General features: G+C 61.7%; 23 protein-coding genes. 3 read left to right on the top strand and 20 right to left on the bottom strand.

Annotated elements, in window-relative coordinates:
• Positions 1–2: 2 nt before the first annotated feature.
• From CHB86_RS20400 to CHB86_RS20365, 8 genes are read right to left on the bottom strand one after another with little or no spacing between them, the layout of a single operon-like run.
• The gene (locus CHB86_RS20400) at positions 3–908 is read right to left on the bottom strand and encodes a respiratory chain complex I subunit 1 family protein (RefSeq protein WP_089234967.1); all 906 of its coding nucleotides are present in this window, start codon (positions 906–908) and stop codon (positions 3–5) included.
• Positions 905–4,033, bottom strand: a complete 3,129-nt coding sequence (locus CHB86_RS20395) for a proton-conducting transporter transmembrane domain-containing protein (RefSeq protein ID WP_089234966.1) — start codon at positions 4,031–4,033, stop codon at positions 905–907. The genes CHB86_RS20400 and CHB86_RS20395 overlap by 4 nt, the downstream gene beginning before the upstream one ends.
• The gene (locus CHB86_RS20390) at positions 4,027–4,383 is read right to left on the bottom strand and encodes a sodium:proton antiporter (protein ID WP_089234965.1); all 357 of its coding nucleotides are present in this window, start codon (positions 4,381–4,383) and stop codon (positions 4,027–4,029) included. Before CHB86_RS20390 ends, CHB86_RS20395 begins: the two co-directional genes overlap by 7 nt.
• Positions 4,383–5,084: a hydrogen gas-evolving membrane-bound hydrogenase subunit E gene (mbhE, locus tag CHB86_RS20385; protein WP_089234964.1), complete on the bottom strand. Its 702-nt coding sequence runs from the start codon at positions 5,082–5,084 to the stop codon at positions 4,383–4,385. Before mbhE ends, CHB86_RS20390 begins: the two co-directional genes overlap by 1 nt.
• Positions 5,081–5,335, bottom strand: a complete 255-nt coding sequence (locus tag CHB86_RS20380; protein WP_089234963.1) for a hydrogenase subunit MbhD domain-containing protein — start codon at positions 5,333–5,335, stop codon at positions 5,081–5,083. Before CHB86_RS20380 ends, mbhE begins: the two co-directional genes overlap by 4 nt.
• The gene (gene mnhG, locus CHB86_RS20375) at positions 5,332–5,667 is read right to left on the bottom strand and encodes a monovalent cation/H(+) antiporter subunit G (RefSeq protein ID WP_089234962.1); all 336 of its coding nucleotides are present in this window, start codon (positions 5,665–5,667) and stop codon (positions 5,332–5,334) included. Before mnhG ends, CHB86_RS20380 begins: the two co-directional genes overlap by 4 nt.
• On the bottom strand, positions 5,664–5,924 hold the full coding sequence (locus tag CHB86_RS20370) for an MrpF/PhaF family protein (protein WP_089234961.1): 261 nt from the start codon (positions 5,922–5,924) through the stop codon (positions 5,664–5,666). Before CHB86_RS20370 ends, mnhG begins: the two co-directional genes overlap by 4 nt.
• The gene (locus CHB86_RS20365; RefSeq protein ID WP_089234960.1) at positions 5,917–6,414 is read right to left on the bottom strand and encodes a Na+/H+ antiporter subunit E; all 498 of its coding nucleotides are present in this window, start codon (positions 6,412–6,414) and stop codon (positions 5,917–5,919) included. The genes CHB86_RS20370 and CHB86_RS20365 overlap by 8 nt, the downstream gene beginning before the upstream one ends.
• 920 nt (positions 6,415–7,334) lie before the next feature.
• Here CHB86_RS20365 and CHB86_RS20360 point away from each other — a divergent pair.
• Positions 7,335–8,624, top strand: a complete 1,290-nt coding sequence (locus CHB86_RS20360; RefSeq protein WP_089234959.1) for an OmpP1/FadL family transporter — start codon at positions 7,335–7,337, stop codon at positions 8,622–8,624.
• Between the two features lie 390 nt (positions 8,625–9,014).
• Here CHB86_RS20360 and CHB86_RS20355 read toward each other — a convergent pair whose 3' ends face one another.
• From CHB86_RS20355 to CHB86_RS20335, 5 genes are all read right to left on the bottom strand, one after another.
• Entirely contained in the window at positions 9,015–9,869 is an 855-nt protein-coding gene (locus CHB86_RS20355; protein ID WP_089234958.1) for a sugar phosphate isomerase/epimerase family protein, read from the bottom strand.
• A gap of 2 nt (positions 9,870–9,871) precedes the next feature.
• Positions 9,872–10,642 (bottom strand): ATP-binding cassette domain-containing protein, encoded by a 771-nt coding sequence (locus CHB86_RS20350; RefSeq protein WP_089234957.1) that lies wholly within the window; start codon positions 10,640–10,642, stop codon positions 9,872–9,874.
• Positions 10,639–11,646, bottom strand: a complete 1,008-nt coding sequence (locus tag CHB86_RS20345) for an ABC transporter permease (protein ID WP_089234956.1) — start codon at positions 11,644–11,646, stop codon at positions 10,639–10,641. Before CHB86_RS20345 ends, CHB86_RS20350 begins: the two co-directional genes overlap by 4 nt.
• 95 nt (positions 11,647–11,741) lie before the next feature.
• Positions 11,742–12,716: a sugar ABC transporter substrate-binding protein gene (locus CHB86_RS20340; RefSeq protein WP_089235100.1), complete on the bottom strand. Its 975-nt coding sequence runs from the start codon at positions 12,714–12,716 to the stop codon at positions 11,742–11,744.
• Between the two features lie 33 nt (positions 12,717–12,749).
• A complete protein-coding gene (locus tag CHB86_RS20335; RefSeq protein ID WP_089234955.1) occupies positions 12,750–13,823 on the bottom strand; it encodes a LacI family DNA-binding transcriptional regulator in 1,074 nt (357 codons plus the stop codon).
• Between the two features lie 96 nt (positions 13,824–13,919).
• On the opposite strand from CHB86_RS20335, the gene CHB86_RS20330 reads away from it, so the two are divergent.
• The gene (locus CHB86_RS20330) at positions 13,920–14,951 is read left to right on the top strand and encodes a hydroxyacid dehydrogenase (protein WP_089234954.1); all 1,032 of its coding nucleotides are present in this window, start codon (positions 13,920–13,922) and stop codon (positions 14,949–14,951) included.
• 418 nt (positions 14,952–15,369) lie between these two features.
• Here the strand turns inward: CHB86_RS20330 and CHB86_RS20325 are convergent, their stop codons facing one another.
• The 7 genes from CHB86_RS20325 to CHB86_RS20295 all read right to left on the bottom strand — a co-directional run bounded on the left by CHB86_RS20325 (position 15,370) and on the right by CHB86_RS20295 (position 23,197).
• Positions 15,370–16,668, bottom strand: coding sequence for a carbohydrate porin (locus CHB86_RS20325; RefSeq protein WP_176442957.1), 1,299 nt, complete (start codon positions 16,666–16,668; stop codon positions 15,370–15,372).
• Positions 16,665–17,030: a DoxX family protein gene (locus tag CHB86_RS20320; protein WP_089234952.1), complete on the bottom strand. Its 366-nt coding sequence runs from the start codon at positions 17,028–17,030 to the stop codon at positions 16,665–16,667. The genes CHB86_RS20325 and CHB86_RS20320 overlap by 4 nt, the downstream gene beginning before the upstream one ends.
• A gap of 121 nt (positions 17,031–17,151) precedes the next feature.
• Positions 17,152–18,324, bottom strand: a complete 1,173-nt coding sequence (locus CHB86_RS20315; protein WP_089234951.1) for a dipeptidase — start codon at positions 18,322–18,324, stop codon at positions 17,152–17,154.
• A gap of 27 nt (positions 18,325–18,351) precedes the next feature.
• The gene (locus tag CHB86_RS20310; RefSeq protein ID WP_141134944.1) at positions 18,352–18,753 is read right to left on the bottom strand and encodes a hypothetical protein; all 402 of its coding nucleotides are present in this window, start codon (positions 18,751–18,753) and stop codon (positions 18,352–18,354) included.
• Positions 18,754–18,826: 73 nt separating this feature from the next.
• The gene (locus CHB86_RS20305) at positions 18,827–20,167 is read right to left on the bottom strand and encodes a metal-dependent hydrolase family protein (protein ID WP_089234949.1); all 1,341 of its coding nucleotides are present in this window, start codon (positions 20,165–20,167) and stop codon (positions 18,827–18,829) included.
• Between the two features lie 74 nt (positions 20,168–20,241).
• Positions 20,242–21,627 (bottom strand): metal-dependent hydrolase family protein, encoded by a 1,386-nt coding sequence (locus tag CHB86_RS20300; protein ID WP_089234948.1) that lies wholly within the window; start codon positions 21,625–21,627, stop codon positions 20,242–20,244.
• A 52-nt stretch (positions 21,628–21,679) separates the two neighbouring features.
• Positions 21,680–23,197 (bottom strand): amidohydrolase family protein, encoded by a 1,518-nt coding sequence (locus tag CHB86_RS20295; protein WP_089234947.1) that lies wholly within the window; start codon positions 23,195–23,197, stop codon positions 21,680–21,682.
• 185 nt (positions 23,198–23,382) lie between these two features.
• On the opposite strand from CHB86_RS20295, the gene CHB86_RS20290 reads away from it, so the two are divergent.
• Positions 23,383–24,432, top strand: coding sequence for a helix-turn-helix domain-containing protein (locus tag CHB86_RS20290; protein ID WP_089234946.1), 1,050 nt, complete (start codon positions 23,383–23,385; stop codon positions 24,430–24,432).
• Positions 24,433–24,697: the final 265 nt, after the last annotated feature.

The raw sequence follows: 24,697 nt of genomic DNA, 5'->3' as shown, positions 1-24,697 counted from the left end.
GTTCACACCGTCAGGATGGCGAGGATGCCCACGGGCAGCCCCCATTTCAGGAAAAAGCGGATGGATTGTTCGACCCGGAAGCGCGGGTGGACCACGCCGATCACGGCCGGGATCATGTAGAGCAGGAAGACCTTGATCGCGAATTCCGCCCAGTTGGCCGCTCCGCCGAAGAAGAGGTTCATGTAGATGATCGTCTTGGCGATCGGGAAAATCGCGCGGTTGGTCTGCATCAGCGCCAGGTAGGCCGAGTGATATTCCGTCGGCGGGCCGATCGGGATCTCCTGCGGCGCGAGAACCACGTCGAATGGCGAGCGCATCATGGTACCGACGAAGGCAAACATCGCGGCCACCACGGCGAGCGGGTTGGTGAAGAGCGTCCAGTTGAACAGTCCCCCTTGCTGCGCCGCGACGATCTCGGTGATCGAAAGCGTCTGGTACTGGATGGCGAGGGAATAGACCGCGAGCGCCATCGGCAGTTCTGCCGTCGTCACCTGCGCGAGCCCGCGCGAAACACCGATGGCCGAGTGCGGATGCCCGCTCTCGCCTGCGCCAAGTGCCATCCCCAGCGTGCCGAAGAAAATGAAATACAGTGCAAGCACGAGATCCCCGGCGAAGGAGAAGTTCTGCGCCCAGGAGCTGCCATAGATCGTCGGAACGAAGAGGATGAGGCCGATGCCGCCCGACAGCCGAAAGACCGGGCCGAGATAGTACATGACGCCATGATTGATCTTTGACCGCAGGGCAAAGTTCTTCACCAGGTCGATGTAGTTCTGCCAGACCGGGATGCCCGGCCGACCGCCGACCCTTGCGGCGAGCTTTCGCACCACCGCCGTCATCAGCAGCCCGTAGTTCAGGATGATGAAAAGCGTGGCGAGCGCGTAGGGAACTTGGATCCACTCGAAGGTCATGCGACGCCTCCCATTGCGATCAGATAGACGGCGACCACGAAGAGCAGCACATGCGCTGCATAGGATTGTCCATTGCCGTTGTAGAAGCGGCGGGTGAACTCCGCGGTGCCGTTCAAGCCGTCGGTAACGCCGCCCCAGAAAGAGGTGACCACCGGCGCTTCAAGGAAGCCCAGCGCCTTCCGGTAGGGGGCGAAGAAGTTCCATGCGAAATGCGTCGTCTCGGGGCGATAGGGGCGCTCGGCGGAGAAGACGATGTTGAACTGCTTCACCTTCTGGGCGTCGTGGTTCTTGGCGATCAGGATCAGGAAGACAGATACGAAGATCACTGCGATCACCACCATGATCGCAACCGGGTTCCAATAGCCGAACTCGGAAGCGATGGCACGGCCGGACCAGACCAGAGGCTGATCGCCGAAGATCGAGCCGATGTAACCGTCGACCTTCTGAAGCGCCATGCCTGGAAGAACCGCGAAGCCGATGAGGAAGGCCACGAAGATCATCTGCGGCACCAGCAGCCAGACGGGCGCCTCCTTCAACTGCCTGTGCGGATCCTTCAGTTGGCCGAGGAAGATCGTGTGGATCAGCCGGAAGAGGTAGAGGAAGCCAACGGGGCCGGCCATGAAGATCAGGATCAGCGGCAAGCGCAACCCCGCATCCATGATCGCGTTGTAGAAGATCCAGCGCCCGCCAAAGCCCGAAAGCGGCGGCACGCCCGACATCGCGATGATCCCCACCAGCACCGAGACGAAGGTGAACGGCATCAGCGTGATCAGCCCGCCCATCTGGTACATGAGCTTGGTGTGGGTGCGCTTGTAGACGCCGCCCACGGCCAGGAAGAGCATCGACTTGTAGACGTAGTGGTTGATGACGAACATCATCGCCAGCAGCCAGCCGAGGTGGTTCATCAGCGCGATACCGAAGAGCGCATAACCCATCTGGCTGATCGAACTGTAAGCCAGCAGCCGCTTTGCGTCCTCCTGGAAGATCGAGAGCACCGCGCCCAGGAAGGCGGAGATCGCGCCGATCCAGGCGAGCACGACCGTCAGGTCGACACCCCAGAGGCTCTGTCGCCCGAGTTCCATCAGCATCAGGAAAAGACCGAAGAGCCCGGCCTTGAGCAGGATGCCCGAGACCATGGGCGAGACATCCGTCTCGGCTTCGGCATGTGCGCCGGGCAGCCAGATATGGAGCCCCATGGCCGCTGTTTTCGTCATGAAGCCGATGGACAGAAGGACGAAGACCCACGGTGCCAGTTCGGCCCCTACCGTTCCAAGCTGGTTGAGCGCGAAGGGCTGGATACCACCCGAAGCAAGCGCGAAACCCGCGAGCAGCGCAAAGGCGCCACCGAGCGAGAAGAGCATGTAACTCAGCGCATGCGGTTCCGACATCTTGCCGCGCAGGATCAGGAAGTAGGAACCGATGGTCATGATTTCCCACGCAGCGAAGAACTCGAAGAAAGTGGTCGCTTCGAGCAGCAGCGCAAGGCCGGCATACATCGCCATGGCCGAAGGGTAGAAACCGATCCGCCGTCCTGTTTCCGTGAAGGACGCGAGCAGGATGACGGCCCCGCCGGGGATCATCACGACAGCGAAGATCAGGCGCATCGGATCATAGTCGCCAAAGACCAGCGTGAACCAGCCTAGCAGCGCCCCGATTGCGGCCACGTTCTTGATTTTCGCGGGGAGCGGTTCGAGGGCGAAGAAGGCCAGAACCGCCAGCATCGGCAATGTGGCCAGAACGTTGTGCTGTCCGGGGATCGCGCCCCAGATCCAGCCAAGCGCCCAACCGGCGATCACGGCTGCGAAGGTGATGCCGCAATCCACCATGTTGGCGGAAAGGCCTTTCTCCGGCGCCTCACGCTTGATGGCGAAGCCGAACCAGCGGAAGAGATAGGCCGCTTCGATCAGCACGCCGAGCAGGATCAGCGCCAGTACCGGCAGCCGTCCCGCGGCGACCAGCGCCTGCGCGAGGTCCCACTTGGCATAGAAACCGGGGAAGGGAGGCAGGCCGACGAGCATGGCGATGAAGGTCGCGAAGGCCAGAACCATCGGCGCTCGCGCGCGGATGGCGGCCCAGTCGTCGAGATTGCGGCCACGCACCATGGCGGACATCCAGAACAGGCCCGCCTTGGCCACAGCATGGGACAGGATCAGACCACCCGCGACGTACAGATAGGCCTCGCCCAGCACGTCGCGCTGGCCGATCACGGCAAGCACGAGGCCGAGTTGGCCAACCGAGGAATAGCCGAGCAGGCGGCGGTCATTGTCCTGGCGCAGCGCCACGACGTTGGAGGCAACAAAGCTGAGCACTCCGATGCCTGTCAGAAGCGGAAGCCATTCGGCACCGGCAGGCGCCACGACCTTGTCGACGATGAACAGCGCCGCGCTGCCGGTTGCCGCCGAAAAGACCGCCGAGAAGCCCGGATGCGCGCTGGTGTAGATATCAAGCGCCCAGCCGTTTGCCGGGAAGGTCTTGAGTTCGATGACCAGCGCAATCAACAGCAGGAACATCGCCAGGGCAGCGCCTTGAACACCAACCGGCGTGGCCGCGATATCGTCGATATTGAGCGAGCCATTCGCGTGATAGGTGAAGATGATGCCAACCAGCAGCAGGATCGCAATGATCTGGCCAACCACAAGGAATTTGAAACCGGCACACACGGCGCGCGGGTCTTCGGAAAGAAGCACGAGACCGGCGGTCGCGATGGCGATCAACTCGATGAACACGAAGACGTTGAACAGGTCCCGCGTCATCACGAGGCCGGAGATGGCCATGATCAGCACGAGCAGCACGGCCATGCCGCCGCGCCCGAGCTTGAGAAGCTGAGCGCGCAGCGACAGCGCCGCGAACAGGCCGGTGAGGGTGACGGTCGCGAGCAGAGCCGCTTCGGCGATGCCCACCCGCAAGTTGATCGCGAAGGGCGGCACCGCGCCGGCGGTATGGATTTCGGCCGTCTGTGCGGCACCAGTGACGAGGGCCACGAGCCAGATGACACTGATTGCGGACATTGCGGCCAGCGCCGTGAGCGTTGCGCCAAATTGAAGGGTCTTGCGGGAGGATCCCAGCAGTCCCAGTGCGAATGCCGTGCCGAGGCCGATGGCAATGATGAGGACAGGGCTTACCATTTCAGCTCCGTGAAGTTCGAGATATCAAGGCTGTGACGCAGCCGGAACAGACGGTAGGCGTAGGCGAGCATCAACGCGGTGATGCCCAGGCCGATGACAATGGCAGTGAGAACCAGCGCCTGTGGCACCGGGTCGATGATACGCTGGGCGGCCTCTGCCACCGGGACGGCGGAATCCAGGATCGGCGCGGTTCGGCCGGGCAAGTAGCCTACCGCGACGAGGACGATGTTGACGCCCGTGTTTGCCACGGTGAAGGCAACGATCATCCGCAGGATGTCACGGTTCGTCAGTGCGCCGTACAGTCCCGCTAGGATGAGTATGAAGCCGCATGTGAGGGCAATCTGGGACATCACGCGTCCTCCGTTTCATGCAGGCTTTGGAGGATCGAAGAGAATTCAGCGCCGACCTTCAGCCCGATCAAGACCGAAATGAGCGGGATCGCTCCGGCAGAGAGCATGGTGCCAAACTGCCCCAGTGGAAGAATTCCGTTGTCCAGAAAGCCTCCCGCGATCGCCATTCCAGCGAGTCCGATCAGCACGTAGAAGCTCCCCGAGAGGCTCTCGATGCGCAAGATGGCCGTGTGACCGAAACGGCGCGTCGGCTCGGCGAGCAGAGCCATCAGCACGCCCGAGGCGAGTATCGCGCCGCCCTGGAAACCGCCTCCCGGTGTCAAATGCCCGTTCATGATGACATAGGCGCCGAACAGGACGATCAGAGGCACCAACATCCGTGCGCCGGTGGTCAACAGTTCGCCGGAGGGCAGGAAGTCCGCGCCGGAGACGCCCGAAGGCCCCCCGGACTGCGAGAGCACAAGCGCAATGATCGCGGAGGTCAGGAAGAGCACCGTAACTTCGCCCAGCGTATCGAGACCACGCCAGGTGACAATGATACCGGTGACGATGTTCGGTGCGCCGACCTCGCTCTCTGCGTTTGCCGCGTAGTAGGCTGCCGTGCGGTTGAGTTCCGTATCCGGAGCATAACCGACAGACAGGGTCCAGAACGCATAGCCCAATAGCAGCAACAAAACGGAAATCAGGACTTTGGGGATCATTTTTCACTCTCCCGACGGATCCGGCCCATCACAAAGAAGAAGAGGAAGGTGGTCAGGCCGGAGCCGATAGCCGCCTCGGTCATCGCCACGTCGGGCGCGGCGAGAACCACGAAGAGAACCGAGGCGAGAAGGCTCACGAGGCCAGCCGCAAGCACCGCTGTCACGGTCGATCTCGTGAGAATTGCCAAGGTTGCGGCACCGATTGTGGCAAGGGCGATCACGAGCCCGAGACCCTGCATCAGCGTGCTCATGCCAGTTCCTCCCGATCTTCGGCCAGCGCATCTGCCTTGGATTCTTTCGTTGCGGGAACGCCGGCGCGATGCGCGGCCCGTGCCAGCACCTGTGACGAAAGTGGGTTGGTGAACATCAGGAAGAGAGCGATCAGAAGCAGTTTGACACCCCAGTCAGGCATGATCAGCGCAGCGCCCACCAAGGTGAGGATCGTGCCGAGAGTGGTCGCCTTGGTCCCTGCCTGAATGCGCGTGTAGGTGTCGGGCATGCGATAGAGCCCCAGGCCCGCGAATGCGAGAAACACGGCGCCCGCGGTCATCACCATGACACCGAGAATGGCCAAGGCGTTCATTGCTCGCCTCCTTCAAGGTAGCGGGCCGCGACGATGACACCCAGGAAGGACAGCAGAGCGTAGACCAAGGCCACGTCGAGATAGATGCTTCGCCCCGAGGCAAGCGCTGACAGGACAAGCCCGGTTATGGCGATGATGGTGAGCCCGTCGAAGGCGACGACGCGGTCGACCGGGCGCGGCCCGACGAGGAACCGCCAGAAGGCAGCTGCAAGCGCGAGCGCCGCGATGGCGGCGGGAAGCAGGAGGGTGTCAGTCATACATCTTCTCCAGGAATTTCTCGAAGTCCGCGACGATTTCGGCCGTTGCGACATTGGGATCTGTTGTTTTGGCGAAGACCCAATGGACATAGAGCCACTCGCCTTTCATCTCGACCGTGAGAGTCCCGGGGGTCAGGGTGATCGAATTGGCGAGCAGCAGCCGCGCAACAGGGTTCTTGAGTCGCGTGCGCACCTTGACGATTGCTGGCTCCACCGGCAGCGCCGGGTCCATTACGACCCGCGCGAGCGAAAGGTTCGCCTTCAGAAGTTCTCGCAGGAAATATCCTAGATACCCGAGGGTCGCCCGGGCAGATTCCCAGGTGAGCCGATATCCTGAGAGGAATGAAAGGCTGCCGGCGAGGAGGAAGGTGATCGCACCGGCAACGACCGCCCCGACCAGAAGCACATCGACCTCAAGAGCGCCGTTGAGCAGAATCCAGAACAATAGAGTTACGGAGAAGATCTTAACGGGCGCGAACGTGTCGCTCATGTGTGCCTCCGCGGCCTGGTGATAACCGGAACGGCTCTGCCCTCGCTGCGGACGCTCGATTTTTCATGCGGATGCAGTAAGCGAACGATAGGGGCGCGAGTCATCATGGTCGCTTTCAATCACACATTCAAAAATTTCGATTTGATCTCAGACAAACCCGGACATTTTTTTTGCTGCTGCGTCCGGGGCGTCCATCAGACGGGCACCGGGTTTCCTGGGAGCTGTTCAAAGGGAGACGGGAACCGCAGGGCCGAAGGGGCGGGCAACTCAAAAACTCTGTCTGGGGGCTTCTTTTTGGCTTTGGCCTTCGGGTGCCAGGCGGCGTGCAGGGATGGTTCCTGAGGAACCCTTCCGACATGATGATGTCTGCCGCGGATCGATGACACTGCCGGATCTCGGGGCTACGAGTGCGCTGACCGGTCGCGATGCCATGGATGATCCCACCCGCATTTATGCTTCGACCTTCGTCGGTGCCTGCGTCAGCCTCACTCCTCGATGGTCTCTCCCAAACCTAACTGACCGCATCATGTGAATGCCACGCGCGAGTCACGGACATCAGCAAACACCTCCAAGCACCGATTTCCTTTCGTCGATATGTCCGACTACAGAGGCGTCCGGTTCATCGAAGTCATCAGCGAATGGAGATGAGAGGGAGTCCCGAAACAGGGAAGGAGGCCGCTTGCAGCTTGCTCAGGTCACTTAAGAAGTGAGTGCCGTTGTTTCGTCGGCGCACCGGACGAGAGTGGAGCAAATCGGACCCAATCTGGAATCAATTTCGCCGCCGGATCACATTTCCTGTGACGCGCAACCAAGAACATGCTGACATTCGAATATCTATAGCGGGTGAGTCCGACAATGGCCACGCGTCTGCATCAGCGAGATCGGGCATCACCGTGTCATGATGTGCGAGGAGACCAATCATGAGGACCTCAATTCGAACACACCGCGTCTTCGCAGGCACGGCCATTCTTGCCATGGTGGGGGCCGCGGCGGACCCGGCGCTGGCAACCAACGGCTACTTCGCCAACGGTTATGGAGCTGGTTCGAAAGGGATGGCTGGTGCCGGCGTCGCCGTACCATCCGGCGTTCTCAGCCTGGCGCAGAACCCTGCCTTCGGGAACAAGGTCGGCAACTCGGCCGGGTTTTGCGTGACCGTCTTTTCTCCGGATCGTGGGTTCGACATCGAGCCAGGAGGCCCTCTCGTCGCGGGCAAAGAGACGAGTTCCAACGACTACTTCTACATCCCGTGTGGCGGCGCCAACTGGAGCCTGAACGACCGAAGTTCTCTTGGCTTCGTTATCTACGGCAACGGTGGCATGAACACCGAGTATGACACCAACATCTTCTCGAATTTCGCCCCTCCGGGAGTCGCGACAACGCCGCTCGGCGTAAACCTCGAACAGGTCTTCATCGGGCTGAACTACTCATACGAGTTGAATGACCAAATCACGCTCGGCTTTGCGCCGATCTATGCCCTCCAGCGTTTCTCCGCTACCGGTCTCGAACCATTCGACAATGCCATGTTTTCCACCAACCCGGGCAATGTGACCAACAATGGCGATTCCTGGTCGCGCGGGTGGGGCTACCATCTTGGACTGCTCTACGAGCCGAACGCAGAGTGGGATATCGGGATATCCTATCGCTCGCGGATCTGGATGAGCGAGTTCGATCGCTATTCGGGGCTTTTCGCCGAGCAGGGCGATTTTGACGTACCCCCGACATTCTCGATTGGCGCCGGATACACTCCCGCAGCCGATCCGCGCTTCACGATCACCGCGGAGTATCAGCGGATCTACTACAGTCAGATTCCCGCTATCGCAAACAGCAGTGCTGTCATTGACACTCAGTTCGGAGCCAGCGACGGACCCGGCTTCGGGTGGGAGGACATGGACGTCTTTCGCGTCGGCGCAGTCTACCGCCAAAACGATCAATGGACGTTCCGTGGCGGCGTCAGCTATGCCACGCAATTCATAGACAACGACGAGGTTCTTCTGAACACACTGGCACCGGGTACGATCCAATGGCACGCGTCGGTCGGCGCTACCTACAAGCTGAACGAGAACTGGAGCCTTCACGGAGCCTATACCCACGCCTTTGAAAGCAAGGTCTCTGGCAGGAACGAGACCTCTGCATTCGGCCTCGACCTCCAGGATATCGATCTTCGCATGTCCCAGAACGAGATCGTCTTCGGCGCAAGCTACGATTGGTAATGTTTGGCGTTGCGCCGCCTTTTTGACGGCGCAACACCCCCAGTGTTCCGTCATCGGCGTATGGAAAGCCTCTCCGAGACGGCGTGTTGGAGCATCCTGGCTATTGGCCGGATGTCTTGTCCTCACAAACCGGCCGCCAATCTGTCGGGAACAGGCGGCCGCGGCCTCACTCCATTTGCGGTCCGGCGGTCATGCGCCCTTTCGGGGCGGTTGAGGTTGAGCCGATCACGCTGATCGGTGGTTGAGGCGCCGCGCCCTCGGAGCTTTGGAGCGGAGACAATCAGGGAGCGCGGTTTGCCGACCCCGTCCATTACCGTAAGAGCGCAGCATGTGGGCCGAAGAATGAGTTGCTGCTCGAATTTGAGCGGCACGCTTACTCCTCAATCCCGGTTAGGCGTAGTGAAAGCCGGACGCCGCCGCCACCTGGTGCAGGAAAGGCAGGCCGACGTCGATCACGTCGCCCGGGTTCGCCGCCACTGGGTGCCAGATCGCCAGAGCGGAGGCGATGGCGGGATGAACGTGATTCATGCTCTCCAGCGTAGTGATGCCGTCGAAATCGACCTCGACAAGAGCCCCGTAGACCTGCTCCCAGTCGATTGTCCCGGCTCCCGGCGCGCCACGGTTGCTCTCCGACAGATGAACGTAGCCGAGGAACGGGCCGCAATCGCGGAAACCCTGGGCATAGGACACCTCCTCGATGTTCATGTGGTAGGTGTCGATGTGGATGAAGACATTGTCGGCCCCCACCGCCTCGCAGAAAGCGCGGCCATCGGCGCCGGTGTTCATGATATGGGTCTCGTAGCGGTTGCAGGGCTCCAGCCCGAGCTTCAGCCCATGCGACCTCGCCGCTCTCGCCGCGCGTTCGATGAACCTCGCGGTGCCATCGAATTCCTCGGTGGAGCGGGGCGCGCCGGATATCTTGCCGATTGTGCCGTAGGTGACGCCGGCGAGCGCGAAGGCACCGACGCCGCTTGCCACTTGGAACGCCGGTTCGAGGAAGGCGAGGCCAGAGTCCGGATCTGAGATCACGTCGATTTCCGGCGGCAGGCCCAGGGAGCACACCGGCGAGATTCCGGTCTCTTCGCAAAAAGCGCGCGTCTCGGCCACGTCGATTTCGGCCGGGTTGAGCAACGGAATCTCAAGCACCCGGATCTTGTGCTGTTGGAACTTGCCCAGAAGGGCGCGCATTTCTGCCAGGTCCCATTTGGGTGCGGCGGCGAAAGTGTGAAGGCCAAGCTGAGCCATGTCTATCCTCTTGCTTCATGCGCGGCCGCGTGGTCCATGTCGGCGCCGCCGACGATGGCGGAGACGACCTCGGTCATGTTGGTCTCTGCGGTGGTGAGGTTGGCGGCGGCGCGGCCGTGGTTCAGCACCACGATCCGGTCCGTCACCGAAAGCACATCGTTCAGCCGGTGCGAGATCAGGATGACGCCGATTCCTTCCGACTTGAGCTGGCGGATCAGGTCCAGCACGCCCTGCACCTCCCGAACGGCGAGGGCCGCCGTTGGTTCGTCCATGATGACGAGCTTCGGATCGAAGGTGAGCGCTCGAGCGATGGCGACGGATTGCTGCTGGCCGCCGGAAAACGAGCCCACCGGCCGGTTGATCGCGGGGAGCCGCGCGCCCAGCCGGTCGATCATCGCCTGAGCCTCGCGCCTCATGGTGGCCTTGTCCACGAAATTCATCCCGAGCACTTTCTTTTGCGGCTCGCGGCCAAGGAAGATGTTGGCGGAGACATCCTGCTGCCGGGCGAGGGCGAGATCCTGGTAGATCATCTCAATCCCCATCCGGCGCCGTTCGCCGGGGGTGTTGCCGAGAATGTCCTGGCCGTCGAGCGTGATCTCGCCCGCGTCGGCCGTGTACATGCCGGTGACGATCTTCATCAGCGTCGATTTGCCGGCGCCGTTGTCGCCCACGAGGCCGACGACTTCGCCGCGGTCGACGCTCATGTCGACGCCGTGCAGCACGCTGACCGGACCGAAGGCCTTGGAGACTTTGGTGATGTTGAGAAGGGTCATACCCGGCTCTCCTTCCGGACCTGCCACTGGTCGATGAAAACCGCCAGGATTAGCACCGCGCCGATGGCCATCTGCTGGTAGTAGCTCTGCACCGCGAGCAGGTTGAGGCCGTTCTGCAGCACGCCCATGATGAGCGCGCCGATCATCGTGCCGAGGATCGAGGCGCGCCCGCCGAAGAGATTGGTGCCGCCGATGATGGCCGCCGTGATGGCGGTGAGTTCGTAGGTCAGCCCGGCGGTCGGATCGCCCGCATTCACGCGGGTCGCAAAAATCAGCCCGGCGAGGCCGGCGAGCGCGCCCGAGAGCGTATAGAGCGACAGCCGCAGGCGCGAGACGTTGATGCCCGCCGTGCGCGCCGCGTTCTCGCTGTCGCCGATGGCGAGCGTGTGGCGGCCGTAGCGGGTATAGGCGAGAAGGATATGCATCACGATGGCGGTGCCGATGAAGATGATCACCGGCATCGGGATGCCCATGGGGCGGCCCTGGCCGAGATAGACCATCGCAGGCGGCAGACCGTAGATCGCCGCGCCGTTGTTGATCACCAGCGCCAGACCGCGGGCGATGCCGAGCATTCCCAACGTGACGATGAACGCTGGCACGAAGGCGCGGGTGATGATGATGCCGTTGACGAAACCGGCGAGAGCGCCGGCCCCGATGGTCGCAATGACCGCGATCCCTGTTGGAAGGCCCGCGGTCACGGCCACCCAGGCGCCGACGACACCGGCGAAACCCATGACCGATCCCAGCGACAGGTCGAGCCCGCCCGAGCCCAGAATGAAGGTCGCGGCGATGGCGAGCACCCCGATCGTGGCGGTCGCCAGGAAGATGTTCATGAAATTGCTGACCGACAGGAAGTAGGGACTCAGCACCGACATGATGGCGCCGAGCACGAGCAGCACGATCAGGCTTTCAAGGCGGATGTGAAGTTGCTCGATGGCGCTCGATTGTACCCTTGCCCAGAGGCTCGGGCCGGGTTTGGCGGGTCCGGAATCGGATTGCGTCATTGGGAGGTCGTCTCCGGGATTGCTGGCAGGGGCCGCGGCGCGCGTCGGGCCGCCTGAAGTGCCGGAAGGGCCCGAAGGCCCCACCGGCGGGAGGATCACTTGACGTATTCGAGAAGCGGCTCGGTACCGGCGTCCATCACCTCCTTGGTGAGCACCAGGGTCGGCACGATGATCTCGCCCTCGACAGACCCGCCTTCGACGGCGACCTTGACGTTCTCGACCGCCTGCTTGCCGACGAGGTAGGGCAGCTGCGCCACAGATGCCGTAAGCCGGCCCTCGTTGATCGACTTCACGGCGTCCGAGTTGCCGTCGACGCCGACGATGACGACGTCACCGCCTTTCCCGGCGGCAAAGACGCTCTCGACCGCGCCAAGGGCCATGCCGTCGTTCGCGGCGAAGATCGCGACGAGGTCCGGGTTGCGGGTCAGAATGTCGTTGGTGATGTTGGCGGCCTTGCCGCGGTCCCAGTCGCCCGGCAGCGAGGCGACGATCTCAAGGCCCGGCGCGAGCTCCGCGAGTTTGTCGGCGAAACCCTGGGCGCGTTTCTGGCCCGTGATGTTCCCCGAGAGCCCCTCGATCACCAGCACCGGGCCAGTGGCATCGGCGCCAAGCTGGCCGACCACGTATTCGGCGCCCTGAGCCCCGGCCAGCACGTTGTCGGACCCGATCCGGAACGTGATCTCGATCCCTTCCGAATCCAGAATCGCCTGATCGAGGTTGCCGTCCAGGTCGACGACCTTGATGCCCGCTTCCTGCGCGGCCTTCAGGCAGGGCAGCAGGTTGGTCGAGTTGATCGCGGCGGTGATCATCGCCACCGGCTGGCGTTCCAACATTGTATTGCAGACGTTGAGCTGGCTTTCGGCCGCCTGGTCGCTCTCGACCGCCTGCATGTAATATTCGACGCCCGCCTCCGTTGCGCCGTCCTCGACCCCCTGGCCCATCGCGCCCCAGAACGGGTTGGCGAGGGTTTTCATCAAGACGCCGTATTCCCCCTCGGCCATTGCCGGAGTGACGGCGAGCAATGCCGAGAGCGCGGCGCCGAGTTTCAGGGTGGTTTTCAGTTTCGACATGGTTTCCTCCTCCTCTTGGACCATTTCGCTGGGCTATCCGCTCCGGCCTGACCGGCGCGGTCGTTCCGTCTCCGACTGTCCGGCCGATTGGCGGACGAGCAAGGTGCAGGGTTCCAAGTACTGAACGGGGAACCCGGTGTGCTCTCCCTCGACGCGTGCAAGCAACGCCGTCATCGCGCGCTTGGCAATGGCCGATACGGGCTGCGCGACGGCGGTAATCGAGGGCCAGGTTGTCTGCATCCAGTCCGCATCGTCGAAGCCGACGAGCGCCACATCCTCAGGAATCCTCAGGCCCATCCTGCGGATCTCGGAGAGAACGAGCAGGGTCGAATGTTGCGACAGGGAAAAGATGGCCGTCGGCCGATGGCCGTTCACCTTGCCATCGAAATAGGACCGGATCGCGGCACGCTGGGTCTCCAGCGGCTCGTCGGACAGAAGCTCGTCGATCACGACGCCCGGATCGAGTGCCCGGGCCCTTTCCCCGAACCCGGCGAGCCGGTTTCGAATGGCTTTGGAGATCCGTGTCGCGCCGTGCAGCAGGATGTGTTTGTGGCCCTGCCGACCGATCAACAAATCCGCCACGGACGCCGACGCTTCATGATTGTCGGCGGACACCGTGTCGAAGCGCTCGTCGGCCGAGACCCGGTCGACGAGCACCGCAGTCATGCCGAAGTCTAGCAGTTTCTCCGCCCCGGGGCCGCGTTCGGACCGGACCGGCACCAGTATGCAGCCGGCGACGCGCCAATCGTTCATCCGTGCGGCAAGGTCGGCCTCACGCGCCTCGCTCTCGCGCGACGAAGCGACGATCATGTGATAGCCTGCCGCCTCGGCGAGACTTTCCAGCTCCGTCACGAGCTTGCCGAAGAAGGGGCTTTCCAGATCCGGGACCACGGCGCCGATGATCCGCCGATGTTCGCCGCGCAGGCCCGAGGCGAGGGGGTCCATCCGGTAGCCCAGCTCGCTCACCGCCTTGTGCACCCGCTCGGCGTTGTCCGCCCGAACGGTCTTCACGCCGCGCAGCACCTTCGACACCGTTGCCGCCGAGACTCCGGCGGCCCGGGCGACGTCGTGTATCGTCGCGCGTCTGTGCTTGTCGTCTGACTGCATCTTCCTCCCCGGAGTCCCGTTTTCGGGTCTCGAATCCAAAGATAAATCGGTTTATTCTACAAGTAAATCGATTCATTTTCGATTGGAGGAGTCGAAATGCCCGCAACATCCAAGCCGCTCGTGATCTGCGCCCCGGAGCCGCGCAGCCTCGATCTGATCTTCACGCCGGACAAACTGGCAGTCTTGCGGGACCGGTACGAACTATTCGAGACCGACGCCGAAGCCGTCGCCGGGCTCGACGATGTCATTCTCGCAAAGGCGCGCTACGTGCTTGGCCAGCCTCCGATCCCGTCGGAAACGCTCGCCAACATGACGTCGCTTCGGGCTGTGCTGAACGTCGAATCGAACCTTCTGGACAACATGCCGTACGACGAGGTGTTTGCCCGCGGCATCCACGTCGTCACCACTGGTGCCGTCTTCGCAGTGCCGGTGGCCGAGATCGGCCTCGGGTTCGCGCTCGACCTCGCCCGGCAGATCAGCGCGTCGGATGCCGACTTTCGGGCCGGGCGCGAACTCTGGGGGGGCGACGGCAACCTGTCGGCACGCCTGCTGACCGGCGCCGACGTCGGCATCATCGGTTTTGGCGATCTGGGGCGGACGTTAAACAGGTTGCTGATCGGCTTTCGCTGCAACGTGAAGGTACACGACCCCTGGCTGCCGCCGTCGATCCTTCAGGACCACCAAGTCGCGCCAGCGAGCCTTGACGAGGTGCTCACGGACTCCGACTTCGTCTTCGTCATGGCCGCCGTCACAACTGAGAACCGCCGGTTTCTCGGGGCTGAGGAGTTCGCCAGGATGCGTCCCGGCGCCGCCTTCATTCTGCTAAGCCGCGCAGATGTGGTCGATTTCGACGCCCTGCTCGATGCGGTGGAGCGGGGCCGTATCGTTGCCGCGTCCGATGTCTGGCCCGAGGAGCCGCTGCCGCCCGACCACCGGGCCCGCAGGCTTCCCGGTCTTGTCCACTCGGCACATCGCGCGGGTGCGATGGACGTGGCCTTCAAGCAGATGGGCGACATGGTCCTGGAAGATATGGCGCTGATGGACAAGGGGCTGCCGCCCATGCGCTGCAAGCGCGCCGAACGGGAAACCGCGAGTCGTATGCGGTCGAAACCGGTGGTTGCGAACTGAGCCAAAAATTGGAGAAAGTGCTCGCCCAGCGGGCCGGAAAGAAGAATCCTCCCATCAGGGCACCGCGAAAGCATTTCAGTACGGTTTTGCCTACCCTGGCATAAGCTTAGCCGTCGGCGAACGGCAGGTTTGGGCCGTTCACGTCGTGTGGGTTTGTGCGAGACTTGACTGACGACACAACGTTGCCAACGACGCAACCGGCCCTTAGCGGACTCTTGGGTCACACGCCGGGAACGGAGGCTTTCGGGAACACAGCAAGCCGGCAAGTTGAGCTACATACGCTGAACACGCAGGTTTCTGTTCATCAAGCCGTAGACTTCTGTAACCAGGCAGACCAAATCACTGCCTGACCAGGCACCGCTTCGACAACAGGCACGGACACCGGGCATCGGGAATGCGCGTCGGAAGTCATTGCCGGTCAAAGATTGATCCGCAGCCTCAGTCCAAACACGGTTGGGTCCTGATCGTTGAACCCCGGATTGATCACGTGCTGCACATCCGCTGTCAGGGCGACATTGTCCGACAGGTCCAACCGGTAGAAGGCTTCCATCGTGGTCTGGGTGTCGAGTGTGTCATCAACCGGGTCCGCGACCGTTGCACCGAAGCCAAAGAGGTCGTCATAGAGGCCCGGCCGCCACATAAGCCCGGCATTGGCCGCGCGCCGGGCAATCGGTGCCTCACCGTCGGACCAGCCGAGGCGTCCATAGATCATGAATTCCTCGTTGATCGTGTGGTTGGCTGACAGGATCGCCCCGTAGCTTTCCGGCACGCCTGCCTCCGTGCGCTCGTCGACGTGAAACACGCCGAGGTGAACGTTGGTTAGAAAGCGCTTCGAGCGTTCGGGTGTCCATCCGATTTCGGCGTATTTGTAAAACTCGGGTCCGCCGGGGAACCACTCGACATCGGTCATCGAGCCGTTTGCGTCCGACAAGACCCCTAGGGCATAGATCTGATCGGTCAGGAAACCGCCCCCCGCGAATCCGAAGCCGGGATCGGGGAGCGGCAGGACCGGGCTGAACAGGATCGAGAAGTTGGAGAAGGTCGTGCGTGGGTTCACGTAGCCAAGAATGTCCGAATAGTCTCCCGGATCGATCCGTCCCGCCACGAAACCGGCCCGCCCGCCGGCGAGCGTCTGGGACCAGTAGGCGACGGAGAGGGTCGTGTCGGTGTCGCTGAAGGTCGTTGCGGTGACACCCGCATAGCCGATCTGCCCAGCGAGCCCGCCTGGCGCGATCTCCGTGCCAAGCAGGTGGCGGTTCTCCAATGTGAAGACAAGTTGCCCGGGGTTCTCACCACCGCGGTTGAGCAGCGTCCACTGGCCGAGAATACGGGCTTGGCCCAAAGCGGCCTCGTCGATATCGGTCAGGCTCTCGGTCGCGGACTGATAATAGGCCTGGTAATCGAAGGAAAGGTTCAGGCCGGTGCGTTCGGCAAAGCTTTGTCGCGATGCCTCCAAGGGGTCCAATGCGGCATCCAGCCCCGGCCAGCGAGAGTCCTGCAACCGTCGGATCCGGTCCTGCTCCAGTTGGGCCTGCGTGGAGGCCGGGCCACCCAGCGAGACTGCGGCGGCGGCCTCCAGGGCAGAGGATGGTCGGCTCTCCTGCGCGATGGCTCCAGTTGAGACCGAGAAACCGGCAACGATGACTGTGCCGAGAAGCCTTGCATGTGCCATATGAGGTCTCTCGTTTTGCGTTTGGTTTTTCTTCGGCCTGCTCATGCAAAAGTCGCCAGAACCACATCCCGACCTGACCAGAGAACCAAGGCCGACAAGGTGGCGGTAATGATGGCGGGCACGCCATCTTTCCATGTGTCCCAGATCAGGTGGCAGCCGATTGCACCAAGCGATGTGCCCAGAAGGGCTGCCGCGCCGAGAGGTCCGAGCAGGCTGCCCTGAAACCAGATCGCCACCGCCCCAAACAGCTCGACGACCCCGACAAGCGCCATGATCTGACGATTCAGCCCGTATTTGACGAACATCGCCAGTTGCGTTTCGAAGATGAGTTTCTGCCAGCCAAGGATCTTGATCGAACTGGCGAACAAGAAGAACGCGGACAGCAGGCCAATTGCGATCATCAACATGAGTGTCGCCGGCCCCTGCGGACATGGTTGAATATCATCTGGTGTTCCATTCCCTGTTCGTCCCCTGCTCGGGCGATCAATTGACCGCCCAACGCAACACTTTCGCAGCCTTGGAGAAGACCTACCCGCCCCAGTTGGCCTCGTAGACGCGCATGAGGTTTTCGCCCATCAACGCGCGGATCTCGGCCTCGCTCCAACCATGCTCGTCTTCCAGAACCTGCGCGACAGCCCAGGCATCGGCGGGCGGCGCCATTTGCGTCGGCAGGCCATAGCCCTGCGCCGGCGGGTATTTCTCCGGGTTGCTGATGATCGGACCGAGGGCGACACCGTAGTTCTCAACGTAGTCAACACCGAAACATGTCGCCTGCTTGCCGACCATCTGGCCGATATAGTCGATATGCTTGGCTATCGCCTTGGGGGTGGCGTCCCCTTGCGGATTCAGGAAGCCGCCAAGGAAATTGACACACACCACGCCGCCGGTTGCCGCAACCGCGCGGATGGCCGCGTCCGTGACGTTTCGGAAATTGCCAAAGAGCGCATCAGAGTTGCTGTGAGAGATCATCATCGGCTTCGCGGTGATCTCGGCGGCGTCAAGGCAGGTCTGCCAGGAGGAATGCGAGCAATCGACGATCATGCCAACACGGTTCATCTCGGCGACGACCTTGTAGCCCAACTCGGTCACGCCGTTATCGGGAATAGCCGGATCGTTGGCGACCATGCCGGCGGAATAGGCGCCGGTCTGGTTGTAGCTGAAGTTCATCTGCCGGATGCCGAGATCCCAGTATCTTTGGACGTTTTCGAGGTTCTCATCCAGCATGTCCATGCTCTGGGAATTGAGCATGATCGCGACCTTTCCGGCAGCCTTGGCATCCCGCAGATCCTGAACGGTCGTGGCAATCACGAAGCGCTCAGCGTTCTCCTCGACCCATTTCTGCATCACGTCGATACGTTCCAGCACCGCGAGCGCGCCTTCCGAGCCGTTCGAAATTGTCGTGCTGAAGGCCGCGAACCCGGACCCCTCGTAATGATCCGCAAGGCTCTCCCAATCCTCCAGCAGGAAAGCAATACTCTCGAACCCCGGCGATCCGACCGCCAACGCGTCGATCATGAAGGCGTCGGCATAGCGCTCCCGATATGCCAGATCGCCCCTACGCGCCTCATCGCCGCGCGGGTCGGCCATCTCGACCAGTTTTTCGATGCGGGCGGCGATCTCCTCGTCGCTTGGCGCGGATTGAGCAATTGCCGGGCCACCCAGAACCACCACTGCAAGAGCAAGCCCTGTTGTTCGTTTCATTGTGTCGTCCTCTCCGTCGTCTTTCGGTTACTTGAGATCGTCCTGCGCCTTGATCTCCGGCACCCGCTCGAGGGCTTCGGCCATGTCGGCGCTGCTCATCAACTCGATCATCTGGTAATCCTCCAGCAGCCCATCGCCGAGGCGGCTGACATAGAAGGCCTGGATGAAGGTGGGGTCGTCCGGCAGGGCGACGGTGATGTAGTTTTTCCCGCTCCCAAGCCCCCAGTAGTAGCTCAGAAGCTCGCCACCGAGCGCCTCGATCCCACCTTTCACCGAAGCAGCGCGGTCCCCGGGATTGGCGATCTGCATCTCCCAGGCGGCGCTGTTGGAAGTGCCGATGAACAGAAAGGTGCGCATGTTTGCAGCGTCTTCGGCGGTGGCCATCGAGCCGCAGAGGGCCATGAGAGTACCAAAGGCGAGATGTTTCACGGTCTGTCCTTTCCCGGATACTTGTGTCGGATGAAAACGCGGGGCGGACGAGGGAGACCGCCCCGCGCGCTCATCAGTCCAGCGTGTTCTTGTAGATCACGCCGTCCTTCATGATCAGATCGAAGTTGTTCTCGTAGTCGGTCATGATCATCGCATCCTCGACCGGGTTGCCATCGACCAGCAGAATGTCGGCATAGGCACCTTCCGCGATCACGCCGAGCGGTCCTTCGGGATAGGGGTTCAGCTTGCCCGACAGGGCGAGCAACTCGCCGGCCTTGGAGGTCGCCTGCAAGAGCACTTCATAGGAGGACCATTCCTCCAGGCGATACTTGAACTCGTCGTTCTGCTTCGTAAGCGCCGCAGGATCACCGATGATGTCGGTTGAAAAGACGACCTTTTCGATCCCGAACTCTTTCAGGAGCTTCATCTGGTTTCTGGCGCCGGCCTGCACCTCAAGAAACTTCGGGGCGGAGAGCGGGCCGAGAACCTTGATGACGGTCTCCTCGTCCAGACCCAGAAGAGAGTAGTATGGCACGACCCAGACATCCGCGTCTTTGATCGCCTGCGCGGACACCTCGGTCATCAATTGCGCATGGTCGATGCTCAGGACGCCGGCTTCGATGGACCGCAGGATACTCTCGTCATTGTAGACATGGACCAGGACGTAGGTGCCATAATCCGCCGCCGCCTTAACCGCCGCTTCCAGCTCTTCGGGCAGGTATTGAACGGTGTGGAGCGGATCCACGCTTGAAGACACGCCACCGCCGGCCATCACCTTGATCTGCGACGCGCCCAGACGTAGCGCTTCGCGTGTCGCGCGCAGGACCTCCGGAACCCCATCGGCCAGGAACTCGAGGTGCTGGTTGAAGAAGGAGGGCGAGGACCCTTCGAAATTCGGGTGCGGTTCCGTGTAGTGCCTGTGCTCGCCATGGCCCGAGGTCTGCGAGATCACGGGGCCGGATGGATATATACGCGGACCCACGGCCTTGCCCCGGTCGATGGCTTTCTGAAGCCCCATCGCCGGGCCACCCGCATCGCGCACGCTGGTAAAGCCGCGCAACAGCATCTTTTCCGCCTCGACCGTGGAGGTTGCGCCCCAGTACATCCAGTCGAAATTGTCCCTGAGGTCCGCAATCGGCTCGGTGATCGCCATGTGAACATGGGCGTCGATCAGCCCGGGCATGAGCGTGCGCCCGCCGCCGTCGATGATCCGGGCATTGGCCACCGCGAGGGGCTCGGCTGAGACCTCGACGATCAGGTTGTCCTGAACCAGGACATTCGCGTTTTCGATGCGCTGCTCGTTCACGCCGTCGAAGATATGCACATTGGTAAAGAGGATCGGGAAGCTCTCGTCCTGGGCAAGCGCGAGAGAGCTGCCGGCCAGCCACAAGGCGGCTGCGAGTGCGTGTTTCATTTTGGCTCCATTCGTGAGTGTGGTGGACCAGGTCGGAACGCGGGGCGGACGAGGGAGACCGCCCCGCGCTCCCTTCAGTCCAGCGTGTTCTTGTAGATCACGCCGTCCTTCATGATGACCATCAGATTTGCATCTGGCTCCGCCAGAAGCAGGATGTCTTCGAGCGGGTTGCCATCGACCAGCAGGAGATCCGCGTAAGCGCCTTCCTCGACCACGCCGAGCGGGCCATCCTGGTACGGGTTGTTCAGGCCCGTAAGCCGGTTCATGCGGGCGCCGTTCGATGTGGCCATCCGCAGAATGTCAAAGGGTTTGAACTTGGCCTCGTGCAGGTATTTGAACTCGTCGTTCATTTTCTTGTCCTGCTCAAGTGTCTGGTCCCAGTTGTTGATGAGATCGGTGCCTAGCGTGTAGAGGTCGATCATGCCCGGTGTCGTCTGGATCACCTCGATCATGTTGGCGGCGGCGTCACGGACGCTCTTCCATTTGGCGAACGAGGCTGGCGTATAAAACGCCTCTGCCTGCTCGGTTGAAACCGAGTAGACCGGTGCTACCGCAGTTGCGAACATGACTTGTTTGTCGACCATCTCTTCGGCCACTTCGGCAGTCAGAAACGGGATGTGCTCGACGGTTTTTGCCCCGTTGTCGATACAGTTGCGGATCGCCTGTTCGGTGAACACGTGGCAGGTCACGTAGGTGCCCCATTGCTCGGCCGTTTTCACCGCCATCTGGATTTCGTCGTCTTGATATTGCAGTGAATGCAGAGGGTCGAATTCCGAGGTCACACCACCGCTGACCATGATCTTGATCTGGGTTGCGCCGCGGCGCAGGTTCTCGCGCACGGCCATGCGGATCTGCTCCGGGCCATCCGCGATGAAGCTCATATCCGTGTCGACCCAATGCGATGGACCTTGCCCCGACAGGGTAGGATGCCGGTCGTTCAGCTTACGGAAATCGGCATGGCCCGATGTCTGCGTGATGAAAGCCTCGGAAGAATAGATCCTCGGGCCGGGGAACATGCCGGTATCGATGATCCGCGCGATGGACTTTGCCGGTCCGCCCAGATCGCGAACCGTCGTGAACCCGTTCATCAGGATGCGTTCGGACCGGATCGTTGCGACACCGCCAAGATGGAAGGGCGTGATGTTCTGGCGCAACCCGTCGCTGAGCGGGTTGAAAACCGTAAGGTGCACATGCTGGTCGTGCATCCCCGGCATGAGCGTGCGCCCGCCGCCGTCAATCATGGTTGCGTTGGGCGCTTCGATCCCGTCCGTCGAAATCTCCTTGATCAGGTTGCCTTCGACCAGAACGCTGGCGTTTTCGATCCGCGCCTCGTTCACGCCGTCAAAAACATGGACATTGGTGAACAGGGTCTGCGGCAGCGCTTCGTCCTGCGCAAAGGACATGCCTGCGGCGAGCGTCACCACTCCCGCCAGCAATGTGGACTTGAAAATATGCTTCATGAGTTTGCCCCTCCGGAAGGTTGACGGCGGGGCCAGCGCCCCGCCGAAACGTTCAGTTCAACGTGTTCTTGTAGAACTTGCCGTCCTTCATGATCACGCGAATGCTCGGCACGTCCTGCCCGCGCGGTTCGGCATCAAACCATGTATCGACAGCGCCGATGGCCGTGATGTCTTCGAGCGGGTTTCCGTCAACGATGAGGATATCGGCATAGGCGCCTTCTTCGATTACGCCGAGCTTGCCTTCGGGATAGGGGTTTCCGCGTCCCGTCAGCGCGGCCAGCTCGCCGCCATTCGAGGTCATCATCTGCAAGGCCCAGAGGTTGCCGAACTCACGCGCCATGAAAGCCTTGGTGAAGTCCATCGACTGCCGGTACGGCACACCGGTCAGCAGCACATAGTCGGAATCGAACACCATCTTCGGCTTGTACTTCCGCACCAGATCAAACAACTGCTCGCTGTTTTTCCGCAACCACAGGAACTTCGCCGTCGGCGGGAAGGTCGGGTCCTGATGCATCGGATGCTCCAGCGCCTCGGGCGCCAGCGCGGTCAAGTTGGGCGAGAAGAATGCCCCCTTTTCCACCAGCTTCTGCATGGTCGGCTCCGTGATGGTCAGGCCGTGATCCACCACCTTGACCCCGAGATCGAGCGCGCGCGACAGGTCGCTGTCCATGAAGACATGCATGGCGACATAGGAGTCCATGTCCCCGGCCACCTCGACGGCTGCGGCGATCTCCGCGTCAGTAAAGGCGGACTGGTAGATCGGGTCCTTGATAGAGGTCACACCGCCGCTGACCATGATCTTGAGGTAGTTGGCCCCAAGCGCAAAGTTCCGCCGCGCGCCGTGGAGCACTTCGGCAGGGCCGTCGACAAGCCGCGTGATCTCCAGACGTTCAAGATTGCTTTCGTTCTTGCGCTGCCCGGCGATCCCCCAGTCGCCGTGACCACCGGTCTGGCTGAGGCAGGCACCGGACGAGTAGATCCGTGGTCCAGGAAGCGAGCCCTCGTCGATTACCGCACGAAGTCCACCATGTGCACCGCACATGTCGCGCACGGTTGTGAAGCCCATCGCCAGCATTTCCTGCGCAAAGGCCGCAGAACGTGCGCCGATCTCTTCCCAAGTCGTGTCCTGAAGGCCCGGGATCGTGCCATCCTTGTACATATTCACATGCACATGGCTGTCGATCAGTCCCGGCATCAAGGTGCGTCCGCCGCCGTCGATCACATTGACCTCGACCTCTTTGGTCTCGATGCCGCGTTCGGTCTGGATGGTGAAAGAATAGCCGTCGATACCGCCAACAGGATCGGGCAGGCGCTTGCTTCCGCCTGTCTGTACCTGGACCTCCCATGTCCCGGATTCGGGAATGCCCTCTGCAATCTTGTGAATCTTGTTCTTGACGACGAGCACGTCGACATCATTCAAGCCGTCATTCACCCCGTCGAAGACCATCACGTTCTTGAACAGCGTGACCTCTGATGGAATGTTGGGGATATCCTGCGCGATAGCGGTGGTCGTCAGCACAACTGCCATGGACATGGCCGGCAGCAACGCCTTCAGGTTGAGTGTTGTCATTCGGTGTCCTCCCAAGGGTCGGTCTTCCTGCGGACCGGTCCTCCCACTATGCACATGTGCCCCGAGATTCTTTTGACCCGCTGATCCCGTGGTGCGTTTTTCTGACCCGATCCGGTCAATTTCAGCCAATTTCTGCTTGGCCGTCAGGCGCGCGCGCCCGTAGCGTGGTGGAGAGCGAAAGGGTGATGTGGATGCCGCAAGGAGAACAAAAGGACGGATTGTCCCTCGTGCGTGCTACGGTTCTCGGTCCGGTCGTGGCGATGATGCGGCGGCTCGATGTGGACCCCGCCTTCGCGCTTGGGTTGCATGGTCTGAGCGAGGAACAGGTCCTGAACCCGGCCGCCTTCATCCCGCATGACACGGTCTATGCAGCGCTGACCACTATCGCCGATGTGACATGGCCAGATATCTGCGCATTGGCTGGGCAACAGACAGACCTGTTGAACTTCCTGCCGCGTGGCGCGCTCCTCGGCCAGTCGGTGACCCTTGGCGATTTCTTCACCCGGTTCACCCAGATCGTCTCGAAGGAAAGCAACGCGGTGTCCTTCCGGCTCGTGATCGAGGAGGAACACGCCTACTTCACCACCAGCCGCAACTTCGAACCCGAGGCGTCGCCCGGCCATTCGGACGCCTTTCTCGTCGGGATCTGGATCTCCCTGCTCCACCGTGTTCTCGATTTCAGATGGGATCCCGCCCAGATTGTTCTGCGCCTGTGTGACCCGACGCTGCTGCCGGAGCAGTTTCATGGCGTGCGAGGAATCAAATGCAACAACAGGGGATTCTCGATCCGTTTTCCGGCGGCCTGGCTGTCGCTTCCAATCAACCCCGAGGTCCTCGCGAACCACGACAATGGTATCGAAGAACCGGTTCAGGTAGATGTGCCCCTGGACTACCTCGAAGGCTTCGAAATCCTCGTGCGGTCAAGGCTGTCCGATCCGGCGCTGACGGTGAGCGAGGCCGCCCGAATGTGCAGCATCACCACCAAGGTGCTCAACAAGCGCTTGTCCTCCTACGGGACAACGGCGTCGAAAGTGATCAACCGGCTCCGGATGGAACGGGCCTCGGAGTTGCTCACTGGGTCTGATCACTCGATCAAGGAGATTGCCCAATTGGTCGGCCTGTCCGAAACATCGGCCCTGACCCGTGCCTTCACACGGAACTTCGGCATGTCCCCGAAAGACTGGCGCAAGAAGGAGGCACAAGAGGCCCAAATTGCCGGTGCGCCTACAGATTAGCCTGACCCCGCTGCGACTTTTCAACTACCGAAATCCCTTGGGACCTCGGTCGCCCAAGGTAATGCCGAAGAGATGCATGAACCGGCGAGCACTTCGCCGGGAGCAGTCGATGGGAAAGGAGACCTCCATGCTATCCGCAGCGAACTTCCGTTTGCCGCCCTCCTTGAAAAATGCCGCGGCTGCGAGCGGCGCTGGTGGACAACAATCGCGAACGTCTGCAGCGCGCGGAAAGCTGCCGCACGCATCGGTTTCCCGTTCGTTTCCA

Origin of the sequence: Tropicimonas sediminicola (assembly GCF_900188335.1) — a bacterium.
Taxonomy (GTDB): Bacteria; Pseudomonadota; Alphaproteobacteria; order Rhodobacterales; family Rhodobacteraceae; genus Tropicimonas; species Tropicimonas sediminicola.
This window is presented reverse-complemented; position numbering and strand designations above follow the sequence as displayed.

Excerpts from the sequence above, each read along its gene's own strand:
- CHB86_RS20295 (WP_089234947.1), bottom strand. The coding sequence starts at position 23,197 with ATGACAACACTCAACCTGAAGGCGTTGCTGCCGGCCATGTCCATGGCA.
- CHB86_RS20315 (WP_089234951.1), bottom strand. The coding sequence starts at position 18,324 with ATGAAACGAACAACAGGGCTTGCTCTTGCAGTGGTGGTTCTGGGTGGC.
- CHB86_RS20345 (WP_089234956.1), bottom strand. The coding sequence starts at position 11,646 with ATGACGCAATCCGATTCCGGACCCGCCAAACCCGGCCCGAGCCTCTGG.
- CHB86_RS20390 (WP_089234965.1), bottom strand. The coding sequence starts at position 4,383 with ATGTCCCAGATTGCCCTCACATGCGGCTTCATACTCATCCTAGCGGGA.
- mbhE (WP_089234964.1), bottom strand. The coding sequence starts at position 5,084 with ATGATCCCCAAAGTCCTGATTTCCGTTTTGTTGCTGCTATTGGGCTAT.
- CHB86_RS20355 (WP_089234958.1), bottom strand. The coding sequence starts at position 9,869 with ATGGCTCAGCTTGGCCTTCACACTTTCGCCGCCGCACCCAAATGGGAC.
- CHB86_RS20365 (WP_089234960.1), bottom strand. The coding sequence starts at position 6,414 with ATGAGCGACACGTTCGCGCCCGTTAAGATCTTCTCCGTAACTCTATTG.
- CHB86_RS20300 (WP_089234948.1), bottom strand. The coding sequence starts at position 21,627 with ATGAAGCATATTTTCAAGTCCACATTGCTGGCGGGAGTGGTGACGCTC.
- CHB86_RS20305 (WP_089234949.1), bottom strand. The coding sequence starts at position 20,167 with ATGAAACACGCACTCGCAGCCGCCTTGTGGCTGGCCGGCAGCTCTCTC.
- CHB86_RS20370 (WP_089234961.1), bottom strand. The coding sequence starts at position 5,924 with ATGACTGACACCCTCCTGCTTCCCGCCGCCATCGCGGCGCTCGCGCTT.
- CHB86_RS20360 (WP_089234959.1), top strand. The coding sequence starts at position 7,335 with ATGAGGACCTCAATTCGAACACACCGCGTCTTCGCAGGCACGGCCATT.
- CHB86_RS20395 (WP_089234966.1), bottom strand. The coding sequence starts at position 4,033 with ATGGTAAGCCCTGTCCTCATCATTGCCATCGGCCTCGGCACGGCATTC.
- CHB86_RS20325 (WP_176442957.1), bottom strand. The coding sequence starts at position 16,668 with ATGAGCAGGCCGAAGAAAAACCAAACGCAAAACGAGAGACCTCATATG.
- CHB86_RS20290 (WP_089234946.1), top strand. The coding sequence starts at position 23,383 with ATGTGGATGCCGCAAGGAGAACAAAAGGACGGATTGTCCCTCGTGCGT.
- CHB86_RS20380 (WP_089234963.1), bottom strand. The coding sequence starts at position 5,335 with ATGAGCACGCTGATGCAGGGTCTCGGGCTCGTGATCGCCCTTGCCACA.
- CHB86_RS20320 (WP_089234952.1), bottom strand. The coding sequence starts at position 17,030 with ATGTTGATGATCGCAATTGGCCTGCTGTCCGCGTTCTTCTTGTTCGCC.
- mnhG (WP_089234962.1), bottom strand. The coding sequence starts at position 5,667 with ATGAACGCCTTGGCCATTCTCGGTGTCATGGTGATGACCGCGGGCGCC.
- CHB86_RS20330 (WP_089234954.1), top strand. The coding sequence starts at position 13,920 with ATGCCCGCAACATCCAAGCCGCTCGTGATCTGCGCCCCGGAGCCGCGC.
- CHB86_RS20335 (WP_089234955.1), bottom strand. The coding sequence starts at position 13,823 with ATGCAGTCAGACGACAAGCACAGACGCGCGACGATACACGACGTCGCC.
- CHB86_RS20400 (WP_089234967.1), bottom strand. The coding sequence starts at position 908 with ATGACCTTCGAGTGGATCCAAGTTCCCTACGCGCTCGCCACGCTTTTC.
- CHB86_RS20340 (WP_089235100.1), bottom strand. The coding sequence starts at position 12,716 with ATGTCGAAACTGAAAACCACCCTGAAACTCGGCGCCGCGCTCTCGGCA.
- CHB86_RS20350 (WP_089234957.1), bottom strand. The coding sequence starts at position 10,642 with ATGACCCTTCTCAACATCACCAAAGTCTCCAAGGCCTTCGGTCCGGTC.